Consider the following 17,982-nt stretch of genomic DNA (forward strand, 5'->3'; position numbering starts at 1 on the left):
AAGTGGGTTATAAAAAAATTCAATTGGATTGAACTTTTATGTCACCAATGGATCTATTAGATGTTCACTCTATACAGTATCTATGGATCTATTGGCATATACGATGTCTAGCGAGTTTGCTGCCACCTGGCTACCTGCAGTTTTTGTGCCTCTTATAGGCCTAGTAACACCTGCAGTATTTATTGTCCTAATTGGTCGCTACATAACAGCAGCCGACTAAGTCGCCTTGCTTTCCTTTTAAGTCAACCCAAGCTCTTTATTAGCCAATGACTGAATTTCAAGACCCTTTCTTAAAGTCAGGACAACCTGTCAAATTTGACAAGAAGTATGTTGACAACAGTGTTCGTCCTGGGGACATAGGTATAGCCGATCAATGGGCCGTAAAACCAGTTTCAGACCCATTTGTAGGCAACTTAGAAACTCCTGTAAACACAGGATATTTCACAAAAGCTTTTATCAACAATTTGCCTTTTTATAGGTCTGGAATTTCACCAAATTTTAGAGGCCTAGAAGTAGGTGCAGCATTTGGATATTTGCTTTACGGGCCTTTTGCAATGACAGGTCCTCTTCGCAATTCCGATTTTGCTCTAACAGCAGGTTTACTAGCAACTGTAGGTGCTGTGCATATCCTTACTGCACTATTTGTGTTGTATACAGCTCCTGGGAAGGCACCTAATGTGCAGCCAGCTGATTGCACTGTTGAGAACCCACCGACAGACCTTTTCACAAGAGCAGGTTGGGCAGACTTTACAAGTGGTTTCTGGCTTGGAGGGTGTGGAGGTGCTGTTTTTGCTTGGTTACTTTGTGGAACGCTTCACCTAGATACAATCATGCCAATAGTAAAAGGAGTTTGGGCAGCTGGCTGATCGCTCAAAAACCAATAATCATTTCCTGGAGTGAGTCGAAGACTTTCTCCAGGATTTTTTTTAGAGGTCTTAATCAAATATCCTGTAAAACAATACGATTATTCTCCTGGGAGCCATAGAGAATACATTTTTTGCAGATAAATAATGCTCTAAAGGCACTGACTATATGTTACTAGTCTTATTTAATATCTTTTGAATCTATAAAATTCAACTCCTTGAATCATTGATTCCCATTGATGGAAAATCTTATTTGATTTAACTTTTTCTGCTCTGATAATACGGAGAGGGAGGGATTCGAACCCTCGACAGAAGTTGCCTCCTGTAACTCCTTAGCAGGGAGCCGCTTTCAACCACTCAGCCACCTCTCCAGGTGTATGAATACCTTATCAAGGCAGGATGGGATCTTAAACTCTCAATGCTCTTTTGTAGATTTTTCAGACTATTACTCTAGGCAATCTATACTTAAAACTACAGAGAATTTCCCACGGGATAGAGCCACTTAACTTACTCCAGGCATAAGGACTCAAGGATTTTGTATTGTCCTTCCCAAGCAATGTAACTACATTCCCTACTTGAATTTCTGTGTTACCAGTAATATCTATCACTAGCTGATCCATTGTAATAGCTCCAACCTGAGGGAAAAGTTGACCATTAATCAAAACAGATATCTTACCTGACAAAGCTCTTCCTACCCCATCTGCATAACCAATACCCACAACTGCAAGACGACTATGATGCTTAGTCACAAAAGAATGGCCATAACTAACCCCAGTACCTGGGGGTACTTCTCTAATAAAAGTTATTTTGGCCTTAACGGCCAAAGCTGGCTCCAAAGCGCATTCATTAGGTAAATCTTCGATAGGACTATATCCATATAAAGCTATTCCAACTCTGACCATGTCATAGTGCAAGTCAAAATCCCTTAAGGTTCCTGCTGAGTTTGCCAAATGCACAATTATAGATTTCCTATGCACAGGCAAAATCTTTAAAAGCTGCTCAAATTTATCTTTCTGTTCGCAGGTAACTGTTTTCCCTTCTCCCTTAAAATCTCCATCAGCCAAAGCCAGGTGACTATAAACACCTTTGAGACATAAAAAGTCAGATTTTTCGATCCTTGTCAGCAAAGATAAGGCTTCATGTAATTCACAACCTAGTCTTGCCATTCCCGTATCGACTTTGAGATGGACTGAAAGTTTTTTATCGTTTTTCTCTGCTAATGCCTCAGAAAGCTCTACTTCTTTAGGGCCATTAATAGTGGGCATTAATTCCCATTTAATACATGCATCAAAATCTCTTGATTCTGTCAAATTACCAAGTAAAAGTATTGGGCAAGTTATGCCTACTTTCCTTAAATCAATGCCTTCTTGCAAAGTAGCAACCCCCAAATATTTAGCACCGCCTTTTAACGCAGCTTTTGCAACTGTTTCAGCCCCATGACCATATCCATCGGCCTTAACAACAGCCATCAGCAAACAATCTTTAGGAAGACGTTTCTTAATAGTGATTGCATTGGCAACAATCGCATCAGGCTTAATTTCAAGCCAAGCTCTCTGGCGAGGGTCAACCTTATCCAATAACATAGTTTTTGTAATCAAAAAAATGACGCATCTATGTTTATGCCCTTAGGATGCCGTTTAATTAGGGAGCTTGCATGGCTCAGGTTCTCGTTCTAAATGCATCATATGAGCCTTTAAATATCACGACATGGCGTCGTGCAACAGTATTGATGCTGAAAGGCAAAGCAGAAACCTTAGAAGAAGATTCCAGCACATTTATAAGACGTGATACAAAATTACCTACTGTTATTAGGCTGAGATACTTCATAAAAGTTCCTTACCGAGAATTAGCTCTGACAAGAAAAAATCTCCTCCAACGTGACAACAACTGCTGCCAATACTGTGGTTACACTGGAGACAAACTGTCAATCGACCATATAATCCCTAGAAGCAGAGGGGGGGATGATAGTTGGGAAAATGTTACGACAGCATGTTTGACATGCAATGTTTCTAAAGGGAATCGAACACCTCAAGAAGCAAAAATGCCTTTACGAAGCAAGCCTTATAAACCACTCAGCACGCTTAACTTTGAAGCTAGCAAACAAATTAATTCAGGTCGCCACAAAGAGTGGAGTAAGTATGTCATAGGCTGGGCTGCATAAGTCCAGCATTATTCTTCAGATTGCTCTCCCAATTCTTGCATTTTTAAACGTTGCTCTTCTGCAATGCAAGAACCTATCAAGCCATCTAATTCCCCTTCTAAAACAGTTTCTAAAGGAAAGTTACTCCCTAATCTATGGTCTGTTGTCCGGTTGTCTTTGTAATTGTAGGTTCGTATTTTTTCACTTCTATCTCCAGTTCCTACCTGAGCAAGTCTTGCTGATCTCTCCTTCGCATTTGCTTCAGCAACTTGCATCTCTAAAAGCTTCGCTCTCAATATCTCCAAGGCTCTTTCTCTATTTTGCAATTGCGATCTTTCCTGGGTACAAAAAACTCTAATCCCAGTAGGTTTATGCAACAAATCCACAGCTGTCTCAACTTTATTAACATTCTGACCACCCGCCCCACCAGAACGAGCAGTACTAATTTCTAGATCTGTTGGATCAAGCTGAACTTCAACAGGGTCTGCTTCTGGCATAACTGCAACTGTTGCCGTGGACGTATGGACTCTGCCTTGTGATTCTGTAGCAGGAACTCTCTGCACCCTATGTACCCCTGCTTCAAATTTAAGTTGACTAAAAACTGAATCTCCTTTGACAGAAATGATCAACTCTCTAAAGCCTCCTAAATCAGCTTCAGTTGAACTGATTGGTTTTACTGTCCACCCAACTTTTTGTCCATACCTTTCATACATTCTGGCCAAGTCACCTGCCCAAATACAAGCTTCATCCCCACCAGCACCAGCTCGAATCTCTAGCATTACACTCCTTTCATCACGAGGGTCTTTAGGTAAAAGAGCAACCGTTAAACTATTAATTAAATCAATCTTCAAAGCTTCCAGGAGCTTGATTTCCTCTTGAGCTAAATCCTCAAGTTCTTTATCAGACTTACTTTCTTTTAAAACTTGCTTGGCTTCTGAAGATTGCTCTTCAACCATTAAAAGCTTTTCATAATCTAAAACTAAAGGTTCTAATCTAGCTCTCTCCCTAGCAATAGTTTCAAGTCTTTTTGGATCTGAAGCAACATCTGGGTCAGCTAATTGCAGTTCAAGGTTTTGAAAACTTGTTCTAGCTGTTTCTAGTCTTGACTTCAGGGTTGAAGTGTCCATTCCACATCAACTCCTTATAGGTTGAAAAAATGAATTAAGATTCTTTTTCTGAGGAAGCATCTTTAGATTCTGCTTCTTTCTTGGATGATTTGGGAGAAGAATCATTATCTGGATTTGCCATACCATACTTACGCATAAAGCGATCTACTCTTCCTTCAGTGTCCAAAATCTTTTGGGTGCCAGTAAAAAATGGATGATTTCCGCTCCAAACATCAACATGTATTTCTGGTTGGGTTGAACCAGTTGTCATAACAACTTCTCCATTGCAAATCACTTTTGCCTCTGGGTACCAAGTTGGATGGATATTTTCTTTAGGCATTGTAAAAACAGGAATCAAAAATAATGTTTAGAAATTAGGTGAAAACCTCACATGTTCTATCGTTTAGAGAACTGAGGTGCTTTTCGAGCTTTTTTCAATCCATACTTTCTTCTCTCTTTTGCACGAGGGTCTCTACTCAAGTGACCCTCGGTTTTTAATGGCTTGCGATTATCAACTGAAAGCTCACATAAAGCCCTTGCTGCACCTTGCTTAATAGCATCAGACTGGCCAGTAAGTCCTCCTCCATAAACATTTACCAAAACATCATAAGAATCAACCAAACCTAATGTTTGGAGAGGAGCTTTAACAGCAGCCAGGTAAGAAGGATTAAAGTTCAAATAATGATCACCAGGTCTTCCATTGATTGTAATTTTTCCATTACCTGGAACCAGTCTTACTCTCGCAACAGAAGTCTTTCTACGACCTGTGCCCCAGTACACAACGGTATTTCTTTGAGAGCTAGTATTCATTTCAATAATGAGTTGGATTTAATGGTCAAAAGTTTAGGCTGTTGAGCACTATGTGGATGGTCAGAGCCTCTATAAACTTTTAATTTCCTAAATAATTGCCTACCTAAAGCATTATGAGGAAGCATTCCTTTAATTGCTTGCTCTACAATTCTTTCTGGAATTCTTTCTTGTAAAGCAGTAAAGGTCTCGACTTTCATGCCACCAGGGCGGCCAGAGTGACGACGATAAAGCTTTTGATCAGCTTTTTTACCACTTATTTGAATTTTCTCCGCATTTATAACGACCACAAAATCACCAGTATCCAAATGGGGTGTGAAGGTTGGCTTATTTTTACCTCTTAAAACAGAAGCGACTTCACTCGCAAGTCTGCCAAGAGTCTGATTCTCTGCATCAACCAAATACCAATGGCGATTAATCGAATCTTTCTGGGGAGTAATAGTCTTGTTCATCTCACAAGCATGCCAGAGTTAGCAACTAATACTGTTTTGAAAAAACAGATAAATTAAAGAGCTTTGCCCATCGACATTGGGGCTTTGTAGCTCAAACCATTATTTTACACTTCAGTCCTACTTAAAAAGCTATTTCCCAAAAAATACTGATAATTTTTTCATAGATGGTCAATTCAGCTGAGTTCAGTCAGAAGGCGGAGGAGAATCTCTTGTTGTTAAAGAAAACATAGGAAAACTATCAAAAGCAATTTTGTCAGCAAAAACTTTTTGCTTATAACCAACACGCACAAGAGAAAGGCCTTTGGCAGGGGCAGCCTCTCTCACTTCCTCTCTTAATTTCTTTTGCCACCTCCTTTCAAATTCTTCAATGCTGATTTTTTGCTCACCCACAGACACTAATTGACCAACCAATAGCCTTACCATTCCATACAAAAAGCCACTTGCCTGAATATCCAAAGAAATTAAATCTCCTTTCCTGAAAAGATTAACTTCTTGAATTGTTGTAAGGGCATTGGCTCTATTACTTCCAGCCCTTTGAAAAGCGCTAAAATCATGAAAACCTAATATTCCTTTCAAAGCTATTTCCATTAACTTCTCATTCAGGCGGAATTGATATTTATGCCAACTCCAAGGTTCTAAAAATAAGTTTGGCTTGCAGCCGTTATATATCGTATATCTATATCTTCTATAAATTGCTGAATAACAAGCATGCCAATCATTAGGACAGACAACTGACTCCCGAATTCTAATTGTATTGGGCAGTCTTCCATTCAAGGCCGAAGCCCATCGACCTGCTGGAATACAACCTGAATAATCAAAATGAGCAACTTGTCCTGAAGCATGAACTCCTGAATCAGTTCTGCCTGCTCCACAAATATTTATAGGCTGTGAATTATGTAAGGAAGATAATGCGTCTTCTAATGTTGCTTGAACAGTGTCAGCATTTTTTTGACGCTGCCAACCACAAAAGTCAGTGCCCTGATACTGAATCAATAAAGCAATTCTCTTAGGTTCACTATCTTGATTAAATGCTTTCTCTACATTTAAATCATCAGCTTCCATTTGACTGAAGATTTGAAAAGGATATGTCTTAGCTAGACGAGCTCTATGATTGCCATTTCAGCGTTATCTCCTCTCCTCGGAACGGTTCTCACTATTCTTGTATATCCTCCTTCTCTGTCTCCATAACGGTCCTGAGCCTTTTCAAAAAGCGCATGTACAAGCTTTTTATCATAGATATAACCTATAGCTCTGCGCCTAGAGTTAAGAGATCCCTCTTTTGCCAAGGTAATCATCCTCTCTGCCTCAGTTCGAAGGGCTTTAGCTCTTGCTTTCGTTGTTGTAACTCTCCCCTCTTTTATTAATTGAGTAGTTAACCCTCTTAAGATAGCCTTCCTTTGATCTGCTGGGCGACCAAGCCTTGGAACTCGAAGTTGATGTCTCATTGCTATGCAATTCCCTGAATAAAAAGCAAATTTAGGCAGAAGTCCTGCTTTGAGGTATTGAAATACCAATTCTTTCGAGGGCTTCAATAACTTCATCAGCCGACTTAGAACCAAAGTTCTTAATCTCCAATAAATCCTCGTAACTAAAGCCCATTAAATCTGATACGGAATTAACCTGAGCTCGCTTTAAACAGTTATAAGCCCTTACGGATAAATTCAATTCTTCTAAAGGAATTTGTGCTTCTGCTGAGGGCTCAGGTTCTTGAGGAATCTCTTCGACCATTGTGACAGTTGCCAAAGGCTGAAATAGCTCTATCAACTGGTTTGCAGCTTCAGCAAGCGCATCATCAGGTGACATAGAGCCATCTGTGACGATTTCCATTTTTAATCTTTCTCTTGTAGAGCCTCCCTCTGCAACTGCAGTTTCATCAATATTGAAATTAACTTTCTTTATTGGCATAAAGACAGCATCAATATGAAGTAAATCAATCGCACTAGTTTCCTCGTTATGACGATCAACTGGTCGATAACCAACGCCTCTTTCAACATGTAGTTCAAGTTCTAGACTATGTCCAGAATGCACTGTTGCAATTGGTCGTTCACCATCTACAACTTGAACTTGGGATGAAAATTGGAGGTCACGAGCCTTAACTTCGGCAGGTCCATTTACAACCAATCTCCCAATCTCTAATTCCTGACTTCTACTATTTACTGAAAGTTGTTTGCAATTCAGCAAAATATCTAGAACATCTTCCCTAACACCTGGAATAGTTGCGTATTCATGGTTCACGCCAGAAATGCGGACTGCGGTAACTGCGCTTCCCTCAAGTCCACCCATTAGGACTCTTCTTAGAGAGTTTCCCAAAGTTGTAGCTTGACCTCTTTCAAGAGGTCCAATAAGGAATAAACCTGTTTGAGAACGGTCATTTGCGACTTGGTGGTCGGTCCGCTCAATCTGGTATTGCAACACGGGCTAAATCAATAAAAGAAGGAAATGTTTCACGTAAGTGAAGGATGATTAAACGCGCCTGCGTTTTGGTCTCCTGCAACCGTTATGAGGTAGAGGAGTTACATCTCTGATCAAAGTAATCTCAAGACCAGCTACTTGCAATGCACGTATGGCGGTTTCCCGTCCTGAGCCTGGTCCTCGAACAAGAACTTCTATCTGTCGCATGCCTTGTTCAAGAGCACGTCTCGCTGCAGCCTCAGCAGCAGTTTGAGCAGCGAAGGGTGTACCTTTTCTAGCGCCTTTAAACCCACTTGCCCCTGCTGAGGACCAAGAGATAACTTCACCATTAGTATCAGTAATTGAAACAATTGTGTTATTAAAGGTGCTTTGAATATGCACAACACCATTGGGGACGTTGCGCTTTGACTTTTTAGAACCTGTTTTCTTTACTGGTGTGGCCATTAGGCTGGGCCTATAGAAATTGGGTGGAAATATAAGCCTTTAAAAGGCTATGAAAATAAGATTTATTTACTTCTTCCTACCTGCGACAGTTTTACGAGAACCTCGCCTGGTTCGGGCATTGGTACGTGTACGTTGCCCTCGTACAGGGAGGCTCATTCTATGTCGACGACCACGAAGACATCCTATGTCTTGCAATCGTTTAAGAGCCATACCTTCTTGTCTTCGCAAATCACCCTCAAGAGTGAATGATTCAACAGCAGATCGAAGTTTTTGCACATCTCCATCTTCTAAATCCTTAACTCTGATGTCAGGATTTACCCCTGCTGTAGAGAGGATGGTCTTGGCACGAGTAAGGCCAACACCATAAATGTATGTAAGTGCAACTTCAACCCGCTTTTCGCGAGGTATGTCGATGCCAGCGATCCTTGCCACTTAAGTTTGAATCGAAAGGAACTTTAAAAAGAAAAGAGATAATTGAAACCAAAAATCCCTATCTAAATTGAGGCCAAAGGTTCAGCCTTGGCGCTGCTTGTGCTTCTGGGTAGCAGTACAGATGACCATTACCTTGCCATGGCGACGAATCACCCGGCATTTTTCACACATTTTTTTGACTGAGGCTCTCACCTTCATAGGGTGCAGCTCTCCATATTTGCAAACGTTTATTTTACTACATTGATTAAATTAAAATTTTTCTTACACGAGAAGCAACATCTTCAATATCCCCTTCACCTGGAATTGTCTGAAGTATTCCAAGGTTTCCATAAAAATCTATTAAAGGGGCAGTTTTCTCGTTATAAATCTGTAATCGGTGTCTAATGACATCCTCATTATCATCATCCCTACCTCTAGCTAACAGCCTTTCTATCAAGCTCTCGTCATCTAAAACTATTAGCAAAACAGCTTCAATAGGTTGAGAAAGTTCTGATAGTAATTCCTGCAATGAATAGGCCTGTCCAAGATTTCGGGGGAAACCATCCAAGAGCCAACCTGTATTTTGATCCTGGCTCAATCTTTTTTTTACAATCGCTAAAACAATCTCATCATTAACCAGTTCACCCCTATTCATAATTATTGAAGCTTCTTTACCAATATCTGATTGAGCGGAGACTTCGGCTCGCAACAAATCACCTGTAGATAAATGCATCAATCCATTGCCTTTGCAAAGAAGGCTGGCTTGCGTACCCTTCCCTGCTCCGGGAGGACCTAAAAAGAGTAATCTGCTTTTCATATCACCAAAATAAAATACCTACTGGCGCACTAGACCTTCATATCTTTGAGAAATCACATAAGTTTGTACCTGTTTTGCCGTATCAATTGCGACACCAACAAGAATTAATAAAGAAGTTGCGCCTAAACCTTGGAAAGTTTGCACATTAGTTGCTCTTTCAACAGCTGCGGGAACGATTGCAACTGAACCCAAAAACAATCCACCCAATAAAGTCAACCTATTTTGAACTGATGAAAGATACTTTGTTGTTGCGCTACCAGGTCTAACACCAGGAATCGCAACACCACCTCGCTTTAAATTTGCTGCTATGTCTACAGGATTAATGGTCAGGGAAGCATAAAAATATGCAAAGCCTAAAATTAATGCAAAGAAAGTCAATGCATATGGCCATGGGTTTGATGCTGAAGGATTTAACGCACTGGCAGCTTTAATAAGAAGAGGATTCTTTGTGAAATTAGCAATTGTTATAGGTAAGAAAATTAAAGCAGAGGCAAAGATTATCGGCATCACCCCTCCAGCATTTAACTTTAAAGGCAAGTAACTTTGACGATTAGGCAACAAAGCAGTTCCACCTATTTGCCTCTTAGCGCTAACTATTGGAAGCCGTCTTGCTCCCTCTTGAACAAAAATAATTCCAACAATAGTGATTAAAAAAACTATTAATAAAACAATTATTCCTACAACATCATTTCTATCACCTGTTTGAGCTTTCTCAATGGTTGAGCTAAGGGCTCTAGGTAGAGTTGCGACAATATTCAAAAAAATCACTAATGAGGCACCTTGCCCGATTCCTCGCTCAGTAATAATCTCACTTAACCACATCACTATCATTGAACCAGTCACAAGAGCTATAGAAGTCTGCAAGACAAATGCAACTTCACTAAGACTTTCTATTGCATACTGTCTAAGAATTAAGGCAAAAACCAAACTTTGCATAAAACCCCATCCCAATGCCAAATAACGAGTAATTTGCGCAATTTTTCTTCGCCCTGCTTCACCTTCATTCTTTTGCAAATCTTCGAGTTGCGGCAAAGCAGCTGTTAGCAACTGGATAATAATTGAAGCATTAATAAAGGGAAGAATGCCAAGTGCAAAAATCCCAAGAGTGGATATTCCTCCACCTGTGAAAATATCTAAAAAACCTATTAACTGGCCTCCTTGTTGAATAAATTCTTTAAACGCCTCTCTATCAATTCCAGGTACAGGTATATAAATGCCAAGCCTAACTAAAAGCAACATACCCAAAGTAATCAATACCCTTCCTCTAAGTTCTTTGTTAAGAACAAGCTGAGTAACAACTTCACCAGCACTAGGATTTCGGCCTCGACTAACAAGCATTTAAAATTTCTTTCTTGAAAATACTAAGTTCAATTTAAATCTACTCAGTTTTTTTGTCCTCAAAAATTTCACATGTTCCACCTGCAGCTTCTATTTTACTTTTAGCAGAAGCTGTAAAAGCTGATGCTTGCACATTAAGCTTAACTTTTAAATCTCCATTCCCCAGAATCTTCAATGGATACTTAGGACTAGTTATAATTCCTTTCTTTACTAAAACATCCAGATTTACAGTCGCCCCTGACTTTAATTCGTTTAAGGCAGATACATTAACAATAGAAAAATTCTTTTGATTAACAAGAGGAAAATGTTTCAACTTAGGGACTCTTCTATATAAAGGCATCTGCCCGCCTTCGAACCCTGGACGTGTTGGTCTCCCGGAACGTGATTTCTGACCTCGCATGCCAAAACCACAGCTTGCACCCTGACCAGCAGCTATCCCTCGGCCTTTACGCAATTTCTTTCTGCGAGACCCTTTGTTGGATTTTAAAGATTCAAGTCTAATAGTCATGGTAATTAGGAATAGATCTGTTCAAGAGAGATGCCCCGCTCTTTTGCAGTGGCTTTATGGGTACGAAGTTCAGCTAAAGCAACCATTGCTGCCCTTGCATTATTTAATGGCGTTTTACTTCCAAGTCTTTTAGCAAGAACATTTTTAATACCAGCTAATTCTAGAACTGTTCGAATCGATCCACCAGCTATTACTCCTGTACCTGGGGCAGCAGGGCGAATTAAAACACTTGCTGCTCCATCTCTGCCATTTGAAAGGGTTGGGATGGAGCTATGACGAGTCAAAGGTACCCTGACTAAATTTTTCTTCCCATCAGCAACTCCTTTACGAACAGCGCCTATTACATCTCCTGCTTTTCCTACACCAACACCAACCTGACCTTTTTCATTTCCAACTACAACTATTGCTCTAAAACTCATCTTTTTGCCGCCTTTAACAGTCTTAGAAACTCTGCGAATCTGTACAACTCTCTCTTGCCACTCAGAATCTCGGTCCTGATTCCTCCGATCTGAGCGACGGTTTCTTTTTTCGCCACGATTACTATTTCTTTTATTTTCCTGGCGTCCATCTGCTGCTGGAACTGCAGAAGATGAATTGTCTTTAGTTGTTTTGGTTTTAGTTTCAGACATAATTTGAGCGGAAATCAAAATTTAAGACCAGCTTCACGGGCTGCATTAGCTAGAGCTTTAACCCTACCGTGATAAAGATTACCTCCTCGGTCAAAAATCACTTGCTTAATACCTTGAGCAAGAGCTCTTTTTGCTACCAAAGAGCCTACAGCTATAGAAGCATCACAGCTGCTCCCATTAGCTTTAAGATTCTCTTTTAGATCTTTGTCAAGCGTTGAGGCTGAACAAAGAGTATTTTGCGAATCATCATTAATAACCTGTGCATAAATATGGTTATTAGAGCGAAAGACAGCCAATCTAGGCCTCTGTTCAGTGCCAATTAAGTGGCGTCTAAGACGCCTATGACGCTTTTGAGTTTGTTGCTTTTTAGATAGTGTTGTCATTGTTAGATGAGAGTCATTTGAGAAAAGGTCGGCTTATTTCTTGCCTGACTTACCAGCCTTTCTAATTATCCGTTCACCTTCATATTTAATACCCTTACCTTTATAGGGTTCAGGAGGACGAATTGCTCGTATTTTGGCAGCCTCATTGCCAACCAATTCTTTATCCACTCCTGAAACAATGACATTTGTATTGTTTTCAACCTTAAAGGTGATTCCCTCTGGAGGAACAACTTCTACAGGATGACTATATCCAGCACTTACAACAAGATTCTTTCCCTTGACTTGGGCTCTAGAACCAACACCCACTATTTCTAATTTTCTGGTATACCCATTGCTTACTCCTTCAACCATATTTGCAACTAAAGAACGGGATAAACCATGACGCTCTCGAGACTTTCTTTTTGTACTAGTTGCGGAAATGACAATTGAATTTTCAATTTGGGATACGCTTACACCTTCTGGCAAAGTTTTATGAAGTTCACCTTTAGGACCTTTTACGGTAACTGAAAGCCCATCAAGGGTGACATCAACCTTCTCAGGCAATGCAATAGGTTGTTTACCAATACGTGACATGATTAAAACCTCCTAATAGACGTAACAAAGTACTTCTCCACCGACACCTTGCTTGCGAGCGTCGCGGTCACTCATAACCCCTTTCGAAGTAGAAATAATAGCCACTCCTAAACCACCTAAGACTTTGGGCAAACCGCGAGTGTTTTTATAAATTCTTAAACCAGGCCTACTAACCCGCTGCATTGAACGAATTGTGGGATGTCTATGCTTTCCGCTGTACTTAAGCTCCAGAATGAGTTGGGTTTTGAAACCCTCTCCTTCCTCACTAATTTGAGCAATAAAGCCTTCTTGCTGAAGAACCTTCGCAATGCTTCTAGACATGCGAGAAGCAGGAACTCGAGTTGTTTGATGACGTTTTTCACTCGAGTTTCTAATTCGAGTGAGCATGTCAGAAATAGGATCGTGATTAGCCATATGTGTCTAAAAAAGCTCAGTTACTACGAAAAGGAATTCCCAACGCCTTTAAGAGAGCTCTGCCCTCTTCGTCAGACCTAGCACTTGTAACTATGGTGATATCCATTCCTCTAATTGAGTCAATTTTATCAAAAGAGATTTCAGGAAAAATTAATTGCTCTTTTACCCCAAGAGTGTAATTACCCCGACCATCAAAACTCTTAGGGCTAACACCTCTAAAGTCTCTAATTCTCGGTAAAGCAAGATTAATTAAACGCTCTAAAAAAGAATACATTCTGTCACCTCGCAAAGTAACAGTGCAGCCAATAGGCATACCTTGACGAATCTTAAATCCAGCAATGGCTTTCTTTGCTCTAGTTACTAAAGCTTTTTGCCCAGTAATAGTGGCAACTTCAGCTAGTGAAGCTTCTAAAGTCTTAGAGTTTTGAGCAGCTTCTCCTAACCCCCTATTTACGTTGACTTTCACAACCTTAGGGACTTGATGGATATTGGAGAGGCCCAAGTCTTTAAGTAATTTGGGGCGAATTGTCTCTCGATAACGAGTTTTGAGTGACATGGTGGGTAGTTTGTTTAATTCTGGTCTTTGTCAGAATTGAAAAAAAGAAAAGGATTGAAGGTAAGTTGTCGGGTACAAAAAACAACAAAATCAAACTGGTGAATTAATCAATCAACTCACCAGTTTTCTTAAGTCGTCGTTTCTTAGAACCATCTTTATCAACAAAGATTTCAACCCTACTCGCCACTTTTTTGGCAGTGGAATAAAGCATGACATTTGAGGCATGGAGAGATGCTTCTTCAGTCACGATGCTTCCAGATTCACCTTCTTGGGTTGGCTTCACATGTTTCGTTCGAAGGTTTACACCTTCTACAACTACACGGTTTTGAAAAGGGAGGGTTTTCAAAACTTCACCTGTTTTCCCCTTTTCTTTACCATTAATAACCTGCACTGTATCTCCTTTCTTAAGGCGCATTTTTAGCCGAGTAGCCAAAGACTTACTTGTCTGATTCAGGTTCATCATTTAAATCACCTCCGGAGCTAAAGAAACGATTTTAGTGAAATTTCTTTCTCTTAATTCCCGGGCAACTGGTCCAAAAACCCTAGTTCCCCGAGGGTTTTTATCCTCATTGATCAAAACAGCAGCATTGTCATCAAAACGAATCGAGTTACCAGTCTCCCTTCTTAATGTGGCCTTTGTGCGAACTACTACCGCTTTAACCACATCAGACTTCTTAACACCCATGTTTGGCAAAGCATCTTTGACAGCAGCAACTATTACATCGCCAACATGGGCATATCTTCTATTGGAACCGAGAACCCTAATACATTGAAGTTTCTTAGCTCCACTGTTATCTGCAACAGTAAGGAATGTCTCTTGTTGAATCATTTTGCACCCTCCTGAGAATTACTAGCAGTTCTTAAAACCTCAGCGACAGTCCAGCGCTTGCTAGCACTAAGAGGGCGTGTTTCTGTAATCCGAACTTTGTCCCCTAGCCTGCAATTATTCTCGGCATCATGAACTTTATACCGAGCCGTTCTGCTAACAATCTTTTGATAGATGGGGTGAGGGAAGCGGTTCTCAACGGCTACAACCACCGTTTTATCCATCTTGTCACTAACGACTGTGCCTACCCTTTCTTTAAGTGCCATGGTTTCTAATTAATCAAGAGGAGGTTGAGGAACGACTTCTGTCGTTCTGAACCGTTAACAACTGGGCTAGCTGAACGCGAGCCTGTTTAAAACGGTGAGATTGGGTGAGCTGCCTAGTAGCTCGCTGGAATCTGAGATCAAAGAGCTCTTTACGAATCTCTTCAATTTTATTTTTGAGATCATCATCAGTGAGCTTTGATACCTCAGATTGTTCGGACTTAGCCATCATTAAGACTCCAAGGTAGAGACAGGGGATGAGCTCGAAGACTCTTGATTTAATTCAGGAGGTGAGATGTAATCCTCCTTAACTAAAAACTTTGTCTTTACAGGAAGCTTGTATTGAGCTAAACGCATTGCTTCCCTTGCTATTGATTCAGTAATCTCTTCCCCTCCCATTTCAAAAAGTATTCGACCAGGTTTAATAACAGCAACCCAAAATTCTGGGTTGCCCTTTCCCGATCCCATGCGAGTTTCAGCGGGACGCATAGTCACGGGTTTATCAGGGAAAATTCTGATCCAAATTTTGCCTCCCCGTTTTACATAACGAGTCATTGCTCGCCTGCTTGCTTCAATCTGACGAGAAGTAATCCAGCCACACTCTTGAGCTTGCAAGGCAAACTGACCAAATGCAATTGTATTGCCTCTTGTGGCAATACCTCTCATACGACCACGTTGTTGCTTCCTGAATTTTGTGCGTTTAGGACTGAGCATGATTTAAACCTCCTTATTTACCATCATTGGATCTGTCCTCAAAGTTTTGAGGTCTTCGATTACCCTTTCTTCTTGGACTCGCGCCAACAGGCAAGGGTTGATCTTCTTTAGAAAGCACTTCTCCTTTGAAAACCCAAACTTTTATTCCCAAAACACCATAAGTAGTATTAGCAGTTTTATTTGCATAATCGATTTCAGCTCGAAGAGTGTGTAATGGAACACGGCCTTCACGAGTCCATTCTGACCGAGCTATTTCAGCGCCGTTCAATCTACCTCCAACCTGAATCTTAAGTCCTAGCACACCTGCTCTTTGAGCTCGCTGAACTGCCATTCGAATCGTTCTTCGAAATGCAACACGCTTCTCAAGTTGTTGAGCAATATATTCAGCAAGAAGTTGAGCATCCGCATCAACTCGTTCAATCTCAACAACATTGATTCGAACTTGCCTACTTCTATCTCCAATTGTTTTTTGAATGCCAGATCTCAATTCCTCTATTCCACTTCCTTGTCTACCAACAATTACTCCAGGTCTTGCCGTTTTCAATTCAACCTCTAACTGATCAGCTTTGCGAGCAATTAAAACATCGCTAATGCCCGCAGAGGAATATTTCTTCTGAATAAAGCCTCGAATCCGATCATCTTCTTGGAGAAGCAGTGGATAAGTTTTGCTGGAGGCATACCAGCGTGAACGATGCTCTTGGGTAATGCCAAGGCGCAAGCCATTTGGGTGGATTTTATGTCCCATCAGTCAGAAGCCTCGGGGTTCATTGATTCAGAAGAAGGTGCCACTGAGATACTTATGTGGCAAGATTGTTTTTTGATCGCAAAGGCTCGCCCTTGCGCTCTTGGTCGATACCTTTTCAGGGGAGGTGCCATATCTGCTGTAGCACTTGTAATGACCAACGAAGAAGGGTCTAAACCCATATTATTCTCGGCATTAGCAACAGCAGAACGTAATACCTTAGTAATTGGGCCTGTTGACCGGTAAGGCATAAACTCGAGCATAATTAATGCATCTCTGTAGGACCTTCCTCGAATCTGATCAAGTACTCGACGAACCTTAGAAGCAGATCCACGAATATAACGACCATGGGCCTGAGCATATGAGGACTGAATAGAAGAATCATTCATTGTCTAACGAGCTCCTTTTTTATCTCTAATGTGGCCTTTATAGGTTCGAGTTGGAGCAAACTCGCCTAATTTATGACCAACCATTTGCTCAGTAATAAATACTGGAATATGAGTTCTGCCATTATGAACAGCAATTGTATGGCCAATCATCAAAGGCAGAATTGTTGAAGACCTAGACCAAGTTTTAATTACTGAGCGGTCTTCATTAGAATTTTGCTTTTCAACCTTTTTTAAAAGGCTGTCAGCTATAAAAGGTCCTTTTTTAAGTGAGCGTCCCATGGCGAATTACGAGTAAGAGAAGTAGATGAAGATGAAAGGCATCAAGAATCTCGTCCCCCCCGACTCCGCTTGGAGACTCGGCGACGTTTTCTCAAAACAAACCTATTACTAGGCTTATTTCGTTTACGTGTTTTCAAGCCTAATGCTGGTTTACCCCAAGGGGTTACTGGACCAGCTCGACCGACTGGTGCCTTGCCCTCACCTCCCCCATGAGGGTGATCACAAGGGTTCATAACTGCTCCGCGAACTTGTGGTCTCCTGCCAAGCCAGCGACGTCTCCCAGCCTTGCCCAGGCTGGTATTGCGAATCTCAGAATTACCTACGGCTCCAAGAGTTGCATAGCATTCACGTCTTACTAAGCGAACCTCTGTAGAAGGGAGTCTTAAAGCAACATAGTCTCCTTCCTTAGCCATTACCTGTGCACTGGCTCCTGCACTGCGAACCATTTGACCTCCTCTCCCTGCATATAACTCAACACAATGAACACTTGAGCCTAAAGGAATAGATGAAAGTGGCATAGCATTGCCAACTTCTATTGGTGCATTTGGACCAGATATGACTTCTTGACCAATAGAGACACCTTCAGGAGCAAGAATATACCGCTTTTCACCATCTGCATAGAAAAGCAATGCTAATCGAGCATTACGATGAGGATCGTAGTGAATAGCGGCAACTTTAGCTGGTACATCTGGTTTATTTCTTCTGAAATCAACAAGTCTGTATAGGCGTTTATGCCCTCCACCCCTATGTCGACAGGTAATTACCCCTCTATTATTACGACCTTTCAAACGATGTTTAGATACAACTAAAGAACGCTCAGGCTTGTTACCTGTTATTTCATTAAAGTCCGTAACTACTCGAGTTCGAGTACCAGGGGAATAAGGACGAAATTTACGAATTGCCATTGTTTTTAAAA

At 40.9% G+C, this 17,982-nt stretch carries 31 protein-coding genes and 1 tRNA gene; 3 read left to right on the forward strand and 29 right to left on the reverse strand.

Going from position 1 to position 17,982, the window contains the following annotated elements; translation table 11 throughout:
• Positions 1–103: 103 nt before the first annotated feature.
• Complete coding sequence (locus O5635_RS05455) at positions 104–220, forward strand: photosystem I reaction center subunit VIII (RefSeq protein WP_012196197.1); 117 nt, start codon at positions 104–106, stop codon at positions 218–220.
• A 46-nt stretch (positions 221–266) separates the two neighbouring features.
• On the forward strand, positions 267–866 hold the full coding sequence (locus O5635_RS05460; RefSeq protein WP_036900606.1) for a photosystem I reaction center protein subunit XI: 600 nt from the start codon (positions 267–269) through the stop codon (positions 864–866).
• Between the two features lie 279 nt (positions 867–1,145).
• Here the strand turns inward: O5635_RS05460 and O5635_RS05465 are convergent.
• Together O5635_RS05465 and alr are read right to left on the reverse strand one after the other, a co-directional pair.
• A tRNA-Ser gene (locus O5635_RS05465) sits at positions 1,146–1,234 on the reverse strand.
• A 66-nt stretch (positions 1,235–1,300) separates the two neighbouring features.
• Complete coding sequence (alr, locus tag O5635_RS05470) at positions 1,301–2,446, reverse strand: alanine racemase (protein ID WP_052042630.1); 1,146 nt, start codon at positions 2,444–2,446, stop codon at positions 1,301–1,303.
• A 71-nt stretch (positions 2,447–2,517) separates the two neighbouring features.
• On the opposite strand from alr, the gene O5635_RS05475 reads away from it, so the two are divergent.
• Positions 2,518–3,024: an HNH endonuclease gene (locus O5635_RS05475; protein ID WP_036900608.1), complete on the forward strand. Its 507-nt coding sequence runs from the start codon at positions 2,518–2,520 to the stop codon at positions 3,022–3,024.
• Positions 3,025–3,032: 8 nt separating this feature from the next.
• On the opposite strand, the gene prfA is transcribed toward O5635_RS05475, so the two are convergent.
• From prfA to rplB, 27 genes are all read right to left on the reverse strand, one after another.
• Positions 3,033–4,130 carry a peptide chain release factor 1 gene (gene prfA / locus O5635_RS05480; RefSeq protein WP_036900609.1) on the reverse strand — a complete coding sequence of 366 codons (1,098 nt, stop codon included), beginning with the start codon at positions 4,128–4,130 and terminating at the stop codon, positions 3,033–3,035.
• A gap of 34 nt (positions 4,131–4,164) precedes the next feature.
• On the reverse strand, positions 4,165–4,449 hold the full coding sequence (gene rpmE / locus O5635_RS05485) for a 50S ribosomal protein L31 (RefSeq protein WP_036900611.1): 285 nt from the start codon (positions 4,447–4,449) through the stop codon (positions 4,165–4,167).
• 56 nt (positions 4,450–4,505) lie between these two features.
• Complete coding sequence (gene rpsI, locus O5635_RS05490) at positions 4,506–4,919, reverse strand: 30S ribosomal protein S9 (protein ID WP_036900613.1); 414 nt, start codon at positions 4,917–4,919, stop codon at positions 4,506–4,508.
• Entirely contained in the window at positions 4,916–5,368 is a 453-nt protein-coding gene (gene rplM, locus O5635_RS05495) for a 50S ribosomal protein L13 (protein ID WP_036900615.1), read from the reverse strand. Before rplM ends, rpsI begins: the two co-directional genes overlap by 4 nt.
• Before the next feature lie 183 nt (positions 5,369–5,551).
• Positions 5,552–6,430: a tRNA pseudouridine(38-40) synthase TruA gene (truA, locus tag O5635_RS05500; protein WP_036900617.1), complete on the reverse strand. Its 879-nt coding sequence runs from the start codon at positions 6,428–6,430 to the stop codon at positions 5,552–5,554.
• Positions 6,431–6,462: 32 nt separating this feature from the next.
• Positions 6,463–6,813, reverse strand: a complete 351-nt coding sequence (gene rplQ / locus O5635_RS05505) for a 50S ribosomal protein L17 (RefSeq protein WP_036901061.1) — start codon at positions 6,811–6,813, stop codon at positions 6,463–6,465.
• A gap of 31 nt (positions 6,814–6,844) precedes the next feature.
• On the reverse strand, positions 6,845–7,783 hold the full coding sequence (locus tag O5635_RS05510) for a DNA-directed RNA polymerase subunit alpha (protein WP_036900620.1): 939 nt from the start codon (positions 7,781–7,783) through the stop codon (positions 6,845–6,847).
• A gap of 48 nt (positions 7,784–7,831) precedes the next feature.
• A complete protein-coding gene (gene rpsK / locus O5635_RS05515; protein WP_036900621.1) occupies positions 7,832–8,224 on the reverse strand; it encodes a 30S ribosomal protein S11 in 393 nt (130 codons plus the stop codon).
• A gap of 66 nt (positions 8,225–8,290) precedes the next feature.
• Complete coding sequence (gene rpsM / locus O5635_RS05520; protein ID WP_036900623.1) at positions 8,291–8,656, reverse strand: 30S ribosomal protein S13; 366 nt, start codon at positions 8,654–8,656, stop codon at positions 8,291–8,293.
• Positions 8,657–8,737: 81 nt separating this feature from the next.
• Positions 8,738–8,854 carry a 50S ribosomal protein L36 gene (gene rpmJ, locus O5635_RS05525; protein WP_072013244.1) on the reverse strand — a complete coding sequence of 39 codons (117 nt, stop codon included), beginning with the start codon at positions 8,852–8,854 and terminating at the stop codon, positions 8,738–8,740.
• A gap of 46 nt (positions 8,855–8,900) precedes the next feature.
• Complete coding sequence (locus O5635_RS05530) at positions 8,901–9,452, reverse strand: adenylate kinase (RefSeq protein WP_036900626.1); 552 nt, start codon at positions 9,450–9,452, stop codon at positions 8,901–8,903.
• 18 nt (positions 9,453–9,470) lie between these two features.
• Positions 9,471–10,790 carry a preprotein translocase subunit SecY gene (gene secY, locus O5635_RS05535; RefSeq protein ID WP_036900628.1) on the reverse strand — a complete coding sequence of 440 codons (1,320 nt, stop codon included), beginning with the start codon at positions 10,788–10,790 and terminating at the stop codon, positions 9,471–9,473.
• A gap of 40 nt (positions 10,791–10,830) precedes the next feature.
• Positions 10,831–11,298, reverse strand: coding sequence for a 50S ribosomal protein L15 (rplO, locus tag O5635_RS05540; protein ID WP_036900629.1), 468 nt, complete (start codon positions 11,296–11,298; stop codon positions 10,831–10,833).
• A 5-nt stretch (positions 11,299–11,303) separates the two neighbouring features.
• Complete coding sequence (gene rpsE / locus O5635_RS05545) at positions 11,304–11,927, reverse strand: 30S ribosomal protein S5 (protein ID WP_036900631.1); 624 nt, start codon at positions 11,925–11,927, stop codon at positions 11,304–11,306.
• A gap of 14 nt (positions 11,928–11,941) precedes the next feature.
• Positions 11,942–12,310, reverse strand: coding sequence for a 50S ribosomal protein L18 (rplR, locus tag O5635_RS05550; RefSeq protein WP_036900633.1), 369 nt, complete (start codon positions 12,308–12,310; stop codon positions 11,942–11,944).
• Between the two features lie 33 nt (positions 12,311–12,343).
• Positions 12,344–12,883, reverse strand: coding sequence for a 50S ribosomal protein L6 (rplF, locus tag O5635_RS05555; RefSeq protein WP_036900636.1), 540 nt, complete (start codon positions 12,881–12,883; stop codon positions 12,344–12,346).
• Positions 12,884–12,895: 12 nt separating this feature from the next.
• Positions 12,896–13,297, reverse strand: a complete 402-nt coding sequence (gene rpsH, locus O5635_RS05560; protein WP_036900638.1) for a 30S ribosomal protein S8 — start codon at positions 13,295–13,297, stop codon at positions 12,896–12,898.
• Between the two features lie 16 nt (positions 13,298–13,313).
• Complete coding sequence (gene rplE / locus O5635_RS05565) at positions 13,314–13,853, reverse strand: 50S ribosomal protein L5 (protein WP_036900639.1); 540 nt, start codon at positions 13,851–13,853, stop codon at positions 13,314–13,316.
• Positions 13,854–13,956: 103 nt separating this feature from the next.
• Positions 13,957–14,268 carry a 50S ribosomal protein L24 gene (gene rplX / locus O5635_RS05570; RefSeq protein ID WP_152557266.1) on the reverse strand — a complete coding sequence of 104 codons (312 nt, stop codon included), beginning with the start codon at positions 14,266–14,268 and terminating at the stop codon, positions 13,957–13,959.
• Between the two features lie 48 nt (positions 14,269–14,316).
• Positions 14,317–14,682: a 50S ribosomal protein L14 gene (rplN, locus tag O5635_RS05575; protein ID WP_012196219.1), complete on the reverse strand. Its 366-nt coding sequence runs from the start codon at positions 14,680–14,682 to the stop codon at positions 14,317–14,319.
• Positions 14,679–14,945: a 30S ribosomal protein S17 gene (gene rpsQ / locus O5635_RS05580; RefSeq protein WP_036900649.1), complete on the reverse strand. Its 267-nt coding sequence runs from the start codon at positions 14,943–14,945 to the stop codon at positions 14,679–14,681. The genes rplN and rpsQ overlap by 4 nt, the downstream gene beginning before the upstream one ends.
• A 13-nt stretch (positions 14,946–14,958) precedes the next feature.
• A complete protein-coding gene (gene rpmC, locus O5635_RS05585; RefSeq protein WP_036901063.1) occupies positions 14,959–15,171 on the reverse strand; it encodes a 50S ribosomal protein L29 in 213 nt (70 codons plus the stop codon).
• A 2-nt stretch (positions 15,172–15,173) separates the two neighbouring features.
• Positions 15,174–15,656 carry a 50S ribosomal protein L16 gene (rplP, locus tag O5635_RS05590; RefSeq protein ID WP_036900652.1) on the reverse strand — a complete coding sequence of 161 codons (483 nt, stop codon included), beginning with the start codon at positions 15,654–15,656 and terminating at the stop codon, positions 15,174–15,176.
• Positions 15,657–15,669: 13 nt separating this feature from the next.
• A complete protein-coding gene (gene rpsC, locus O5635_RS05595) occupies positions 15,670–16,401 on the reverse strand; it encodes a 30S ribosomal protein S3 (RefSeq protein ID WP_036900654.1) in 732 nt (243 codons plus the stop codon).
• On the reverse strand, positions 16,401–16,787 hold the full coding sequence (gene rplV / locus O5635_RS05600; protein WP_036900656.1) for a 50S ribosomal protein L22: 387 nt from the start codon (positions 16,785–16,787) through the stop codon (positions 16,401–16,403). The genes rpsC and rplV overlap by 1 nt, the downstream gene beginning before the upstream one ends.
• 3 nt (positions 16,788–16,790) lie before the next feature.
• A complete protein-coding gene (gene rpsS, locus O5635_RS05605) occupies positions 16,791–17,066 on the reverse strand; it encodes a 30S ribosomal protein S19 (RefSeq protein WP_036900658.1) in 276 nt (91 codons plus the stop codon).
• A gap of 41 nt (positions 17,067–17,107) precedes the next feature.
• A complete protein-coding gene (gene rplB / locus O5635_RS05610) occupies positions 17,108–17,971 on the reverse strand; it encodes a 50S ribosomal protein L2 (protein WP_036900661.1) in 864 nt (287 codons plus the stop codon).
• Positions 17,972–17,982 lie beyond the last annotated feature (11 nt).

The organism is Prochlorococcus marinus str. MIT 0919, from assembly GCF_027359375.1.
Classification (GTDB): domain Bacteria; phylum Cyanobacteriota; class Cyanobacteriia; order PCC-6307; family Cyanobiaceae; genus Prochlorococcus_D.

Bases quoted from the DNA above. Each gene is read 5' to 3' on its own strand.
- rplN (WP_012196219.1), bottom strand. From the start codon at position 14,682: ATGATTCAACAAGAGACATTCCTTACTGTTGCAGATAACAGTGGAGCT.
- rplE (WP_036900639.1), bottom strand. From the start codon at position 13,853: ATGTCACTCAAAACTCGTTATCGAGAGACAATTCGCCCCAAATTACTT.
- O5635_RS05460 (WP_036900606.1), top strand. From the start codon at position 267: ATGACTGAATTTCAAGACCCTTTCTTAAAGTCAGGACAACCTGTCAAA.
- rpsQ (WP_036900649.1), bottom strand. From the start codon at position 14,945: ATGGCACTTAAAGAAAGGGTAGGCACAGTCGTTAGTGACAAGATGGAT.
- rpsI (WP_036900613.1), bottom strand. From the start codon at position 4,919: ATGAATACTAGCTCTCAAAGAAATACCGTTGTGTACTGGGGCACAGGT.
- O5635_RS05530 (WP_036900626.1), bottom strand. From the start codon at position 9,452: ATGAAAAGCAGATTACTCTTTTTAGGTCCTCCCGGAGCAGGGAAGGGT.
- rpsH (WP_036900638.1), bottom strand. From the start codon at position 13,297: ATGGCTAATCACGATCCTATTTCTGACATGCTCACTCGAATTAGAAAC.
- rplO (WP_036900629.1), bottom strand. From the start codon at position 11,298: ATGACTATTAGACTTGAATCTTTAAAATCCAACAAAGGGTCTCGCAGA.
- rplP (WP_036900652.1), bottom strand. From the start codon at position 15,656: ATGCTCAGTCCTAAACGCACAAAATTCAGGAAGCAACAACGTGGTCGT.
- prfA (WP_036900609.1), bottom strand. From the start codon at position 4,130: ATGGACACTTCAACCCTGAAGTCAAGACTAGAAACAGCTAGAACAAGT.
- rpsC (WP_036900654.1), bottom strand. From the start codon at position 16,401: ATGGGACATAAAATCCACCCAAATGGCTTGCGCCTTGGCATTACCCAA.
- secY (WP_036900628.1), bottom strand. From the start codon at position 10,790: ATGCTTGTTAGTCGAGGCCGAAATCCTAGTGCTGGTGAAGTTGTTACT.
- rpmC (WP_036901063.1), bottom strand. From the start codon at position 15,171: ATGGCTAAGTCCGAACAATCTGAGGTATCAAAGCTCACTGATGATGAT.
- rpsS (WP_036900658.1), bottom strand. From the start codon at position 17,066: ATGGGACGCTCACTTAAAAAAGGACCTTTTATAGCTGACAGCCTTTTA.
- O5635_RS05475 (WP_036900608.1), top strand. From the start codon at position 2,518: ATGGCTCAGGTTCTCGTTCTAAATGCATCATATGAGCCTTTAAATATC.
- rplX (WP_152557266.1), bottom strand. From the start codon at position 14,268: ATGCGCCTTAAGAAAGGAGATACAGTGCAGGTTATTAATGGTAAAGAA.
- rplR (WP_036900633.1), bottom strand. From the start codon at position 12,310: ATGACAACACTATCTAAAAAGCAACAAACTCAAAAGCGTCATAGGCGT.
- rplB (WP_036900661.1), bottom strand. From the start codon at position 17,971: ATGGCAATTCGTAAATTTCGTCCTTATTCCCCTGGTACTCGAACTCGA.
- rpsK (WP_036900621.1), bottom strand. From the start codon at position 8,224: ATGGCCACACCAGTAAAGAAAACAGGTTCTAAAAAGTCAAAGCGCAAC.
- truA (WP_036900617.1), bottom strand. From the start codon at position 6,430: ATGGAAGCTGATGATTTAAATGTAGAGAAAGCATTTAATCAAGATAGT.
- alr (WP_052042630.1), bottom strand. From the start codon at position 2,446: ATGTTATTGGATAAGGTTGACCCTCGCCAGAGAGCTTGGCTTGAAATT.
- rpmJ (WP_072013244.1), bottom strand. From the start codon at position 8,854: ATGAAGGTGAGAGCCTCAGTCAAAAAAATGTGTGAAAAATGCCGGGTG.
- rplM (WP_036900615.1), bottom strand. From the start codon at position 5,368: ATGAACAAGACTATTACTCCCCAGAAAGATTCGATTAATCGCCATTGG.
- rpmE (WP_036900611.1), bottom strand. From the start codon at position 4,449: ATGCCTAAAGAAAATATCCATCCAACTTGGTACCCAGAGGCAAAAGTG.
- rplV (WP_036900656.1), bottom strand. From the start codon at position 16,787: ATGAATGATTCTTCTATTCAGTCCTCATATGCTCAGGCCCATGGTCGT.
- rplQ (WP_036901061.1), bottom strand. From the start codon at position 6,813: ATGAGACATCAACTTCGAGTTCCAAGGCTTGGTCGCCCAGCAGATCAA.
- O5635_RS05455 (WP_012196197.1), top strand. From the start codon at position 104: ATGTCTAGCGAGTTTGCTGCCACCTGGCTACCTGCAGTTTTTGTGCCT.
- rpsE (WP_036900631.1), bottom strand. From the start codon at position 11,927: ATGTCTGAAACTAAAACCAAAACAACTAAAGACAATTCATCTTCTGCA.
- rplF (WP_036900636.1), bottom strand. From the start codon at position 12,883: ATGTCACGTATTGGTAAACAACCTATTGCATTGCCTGAGAAGGTTGAT.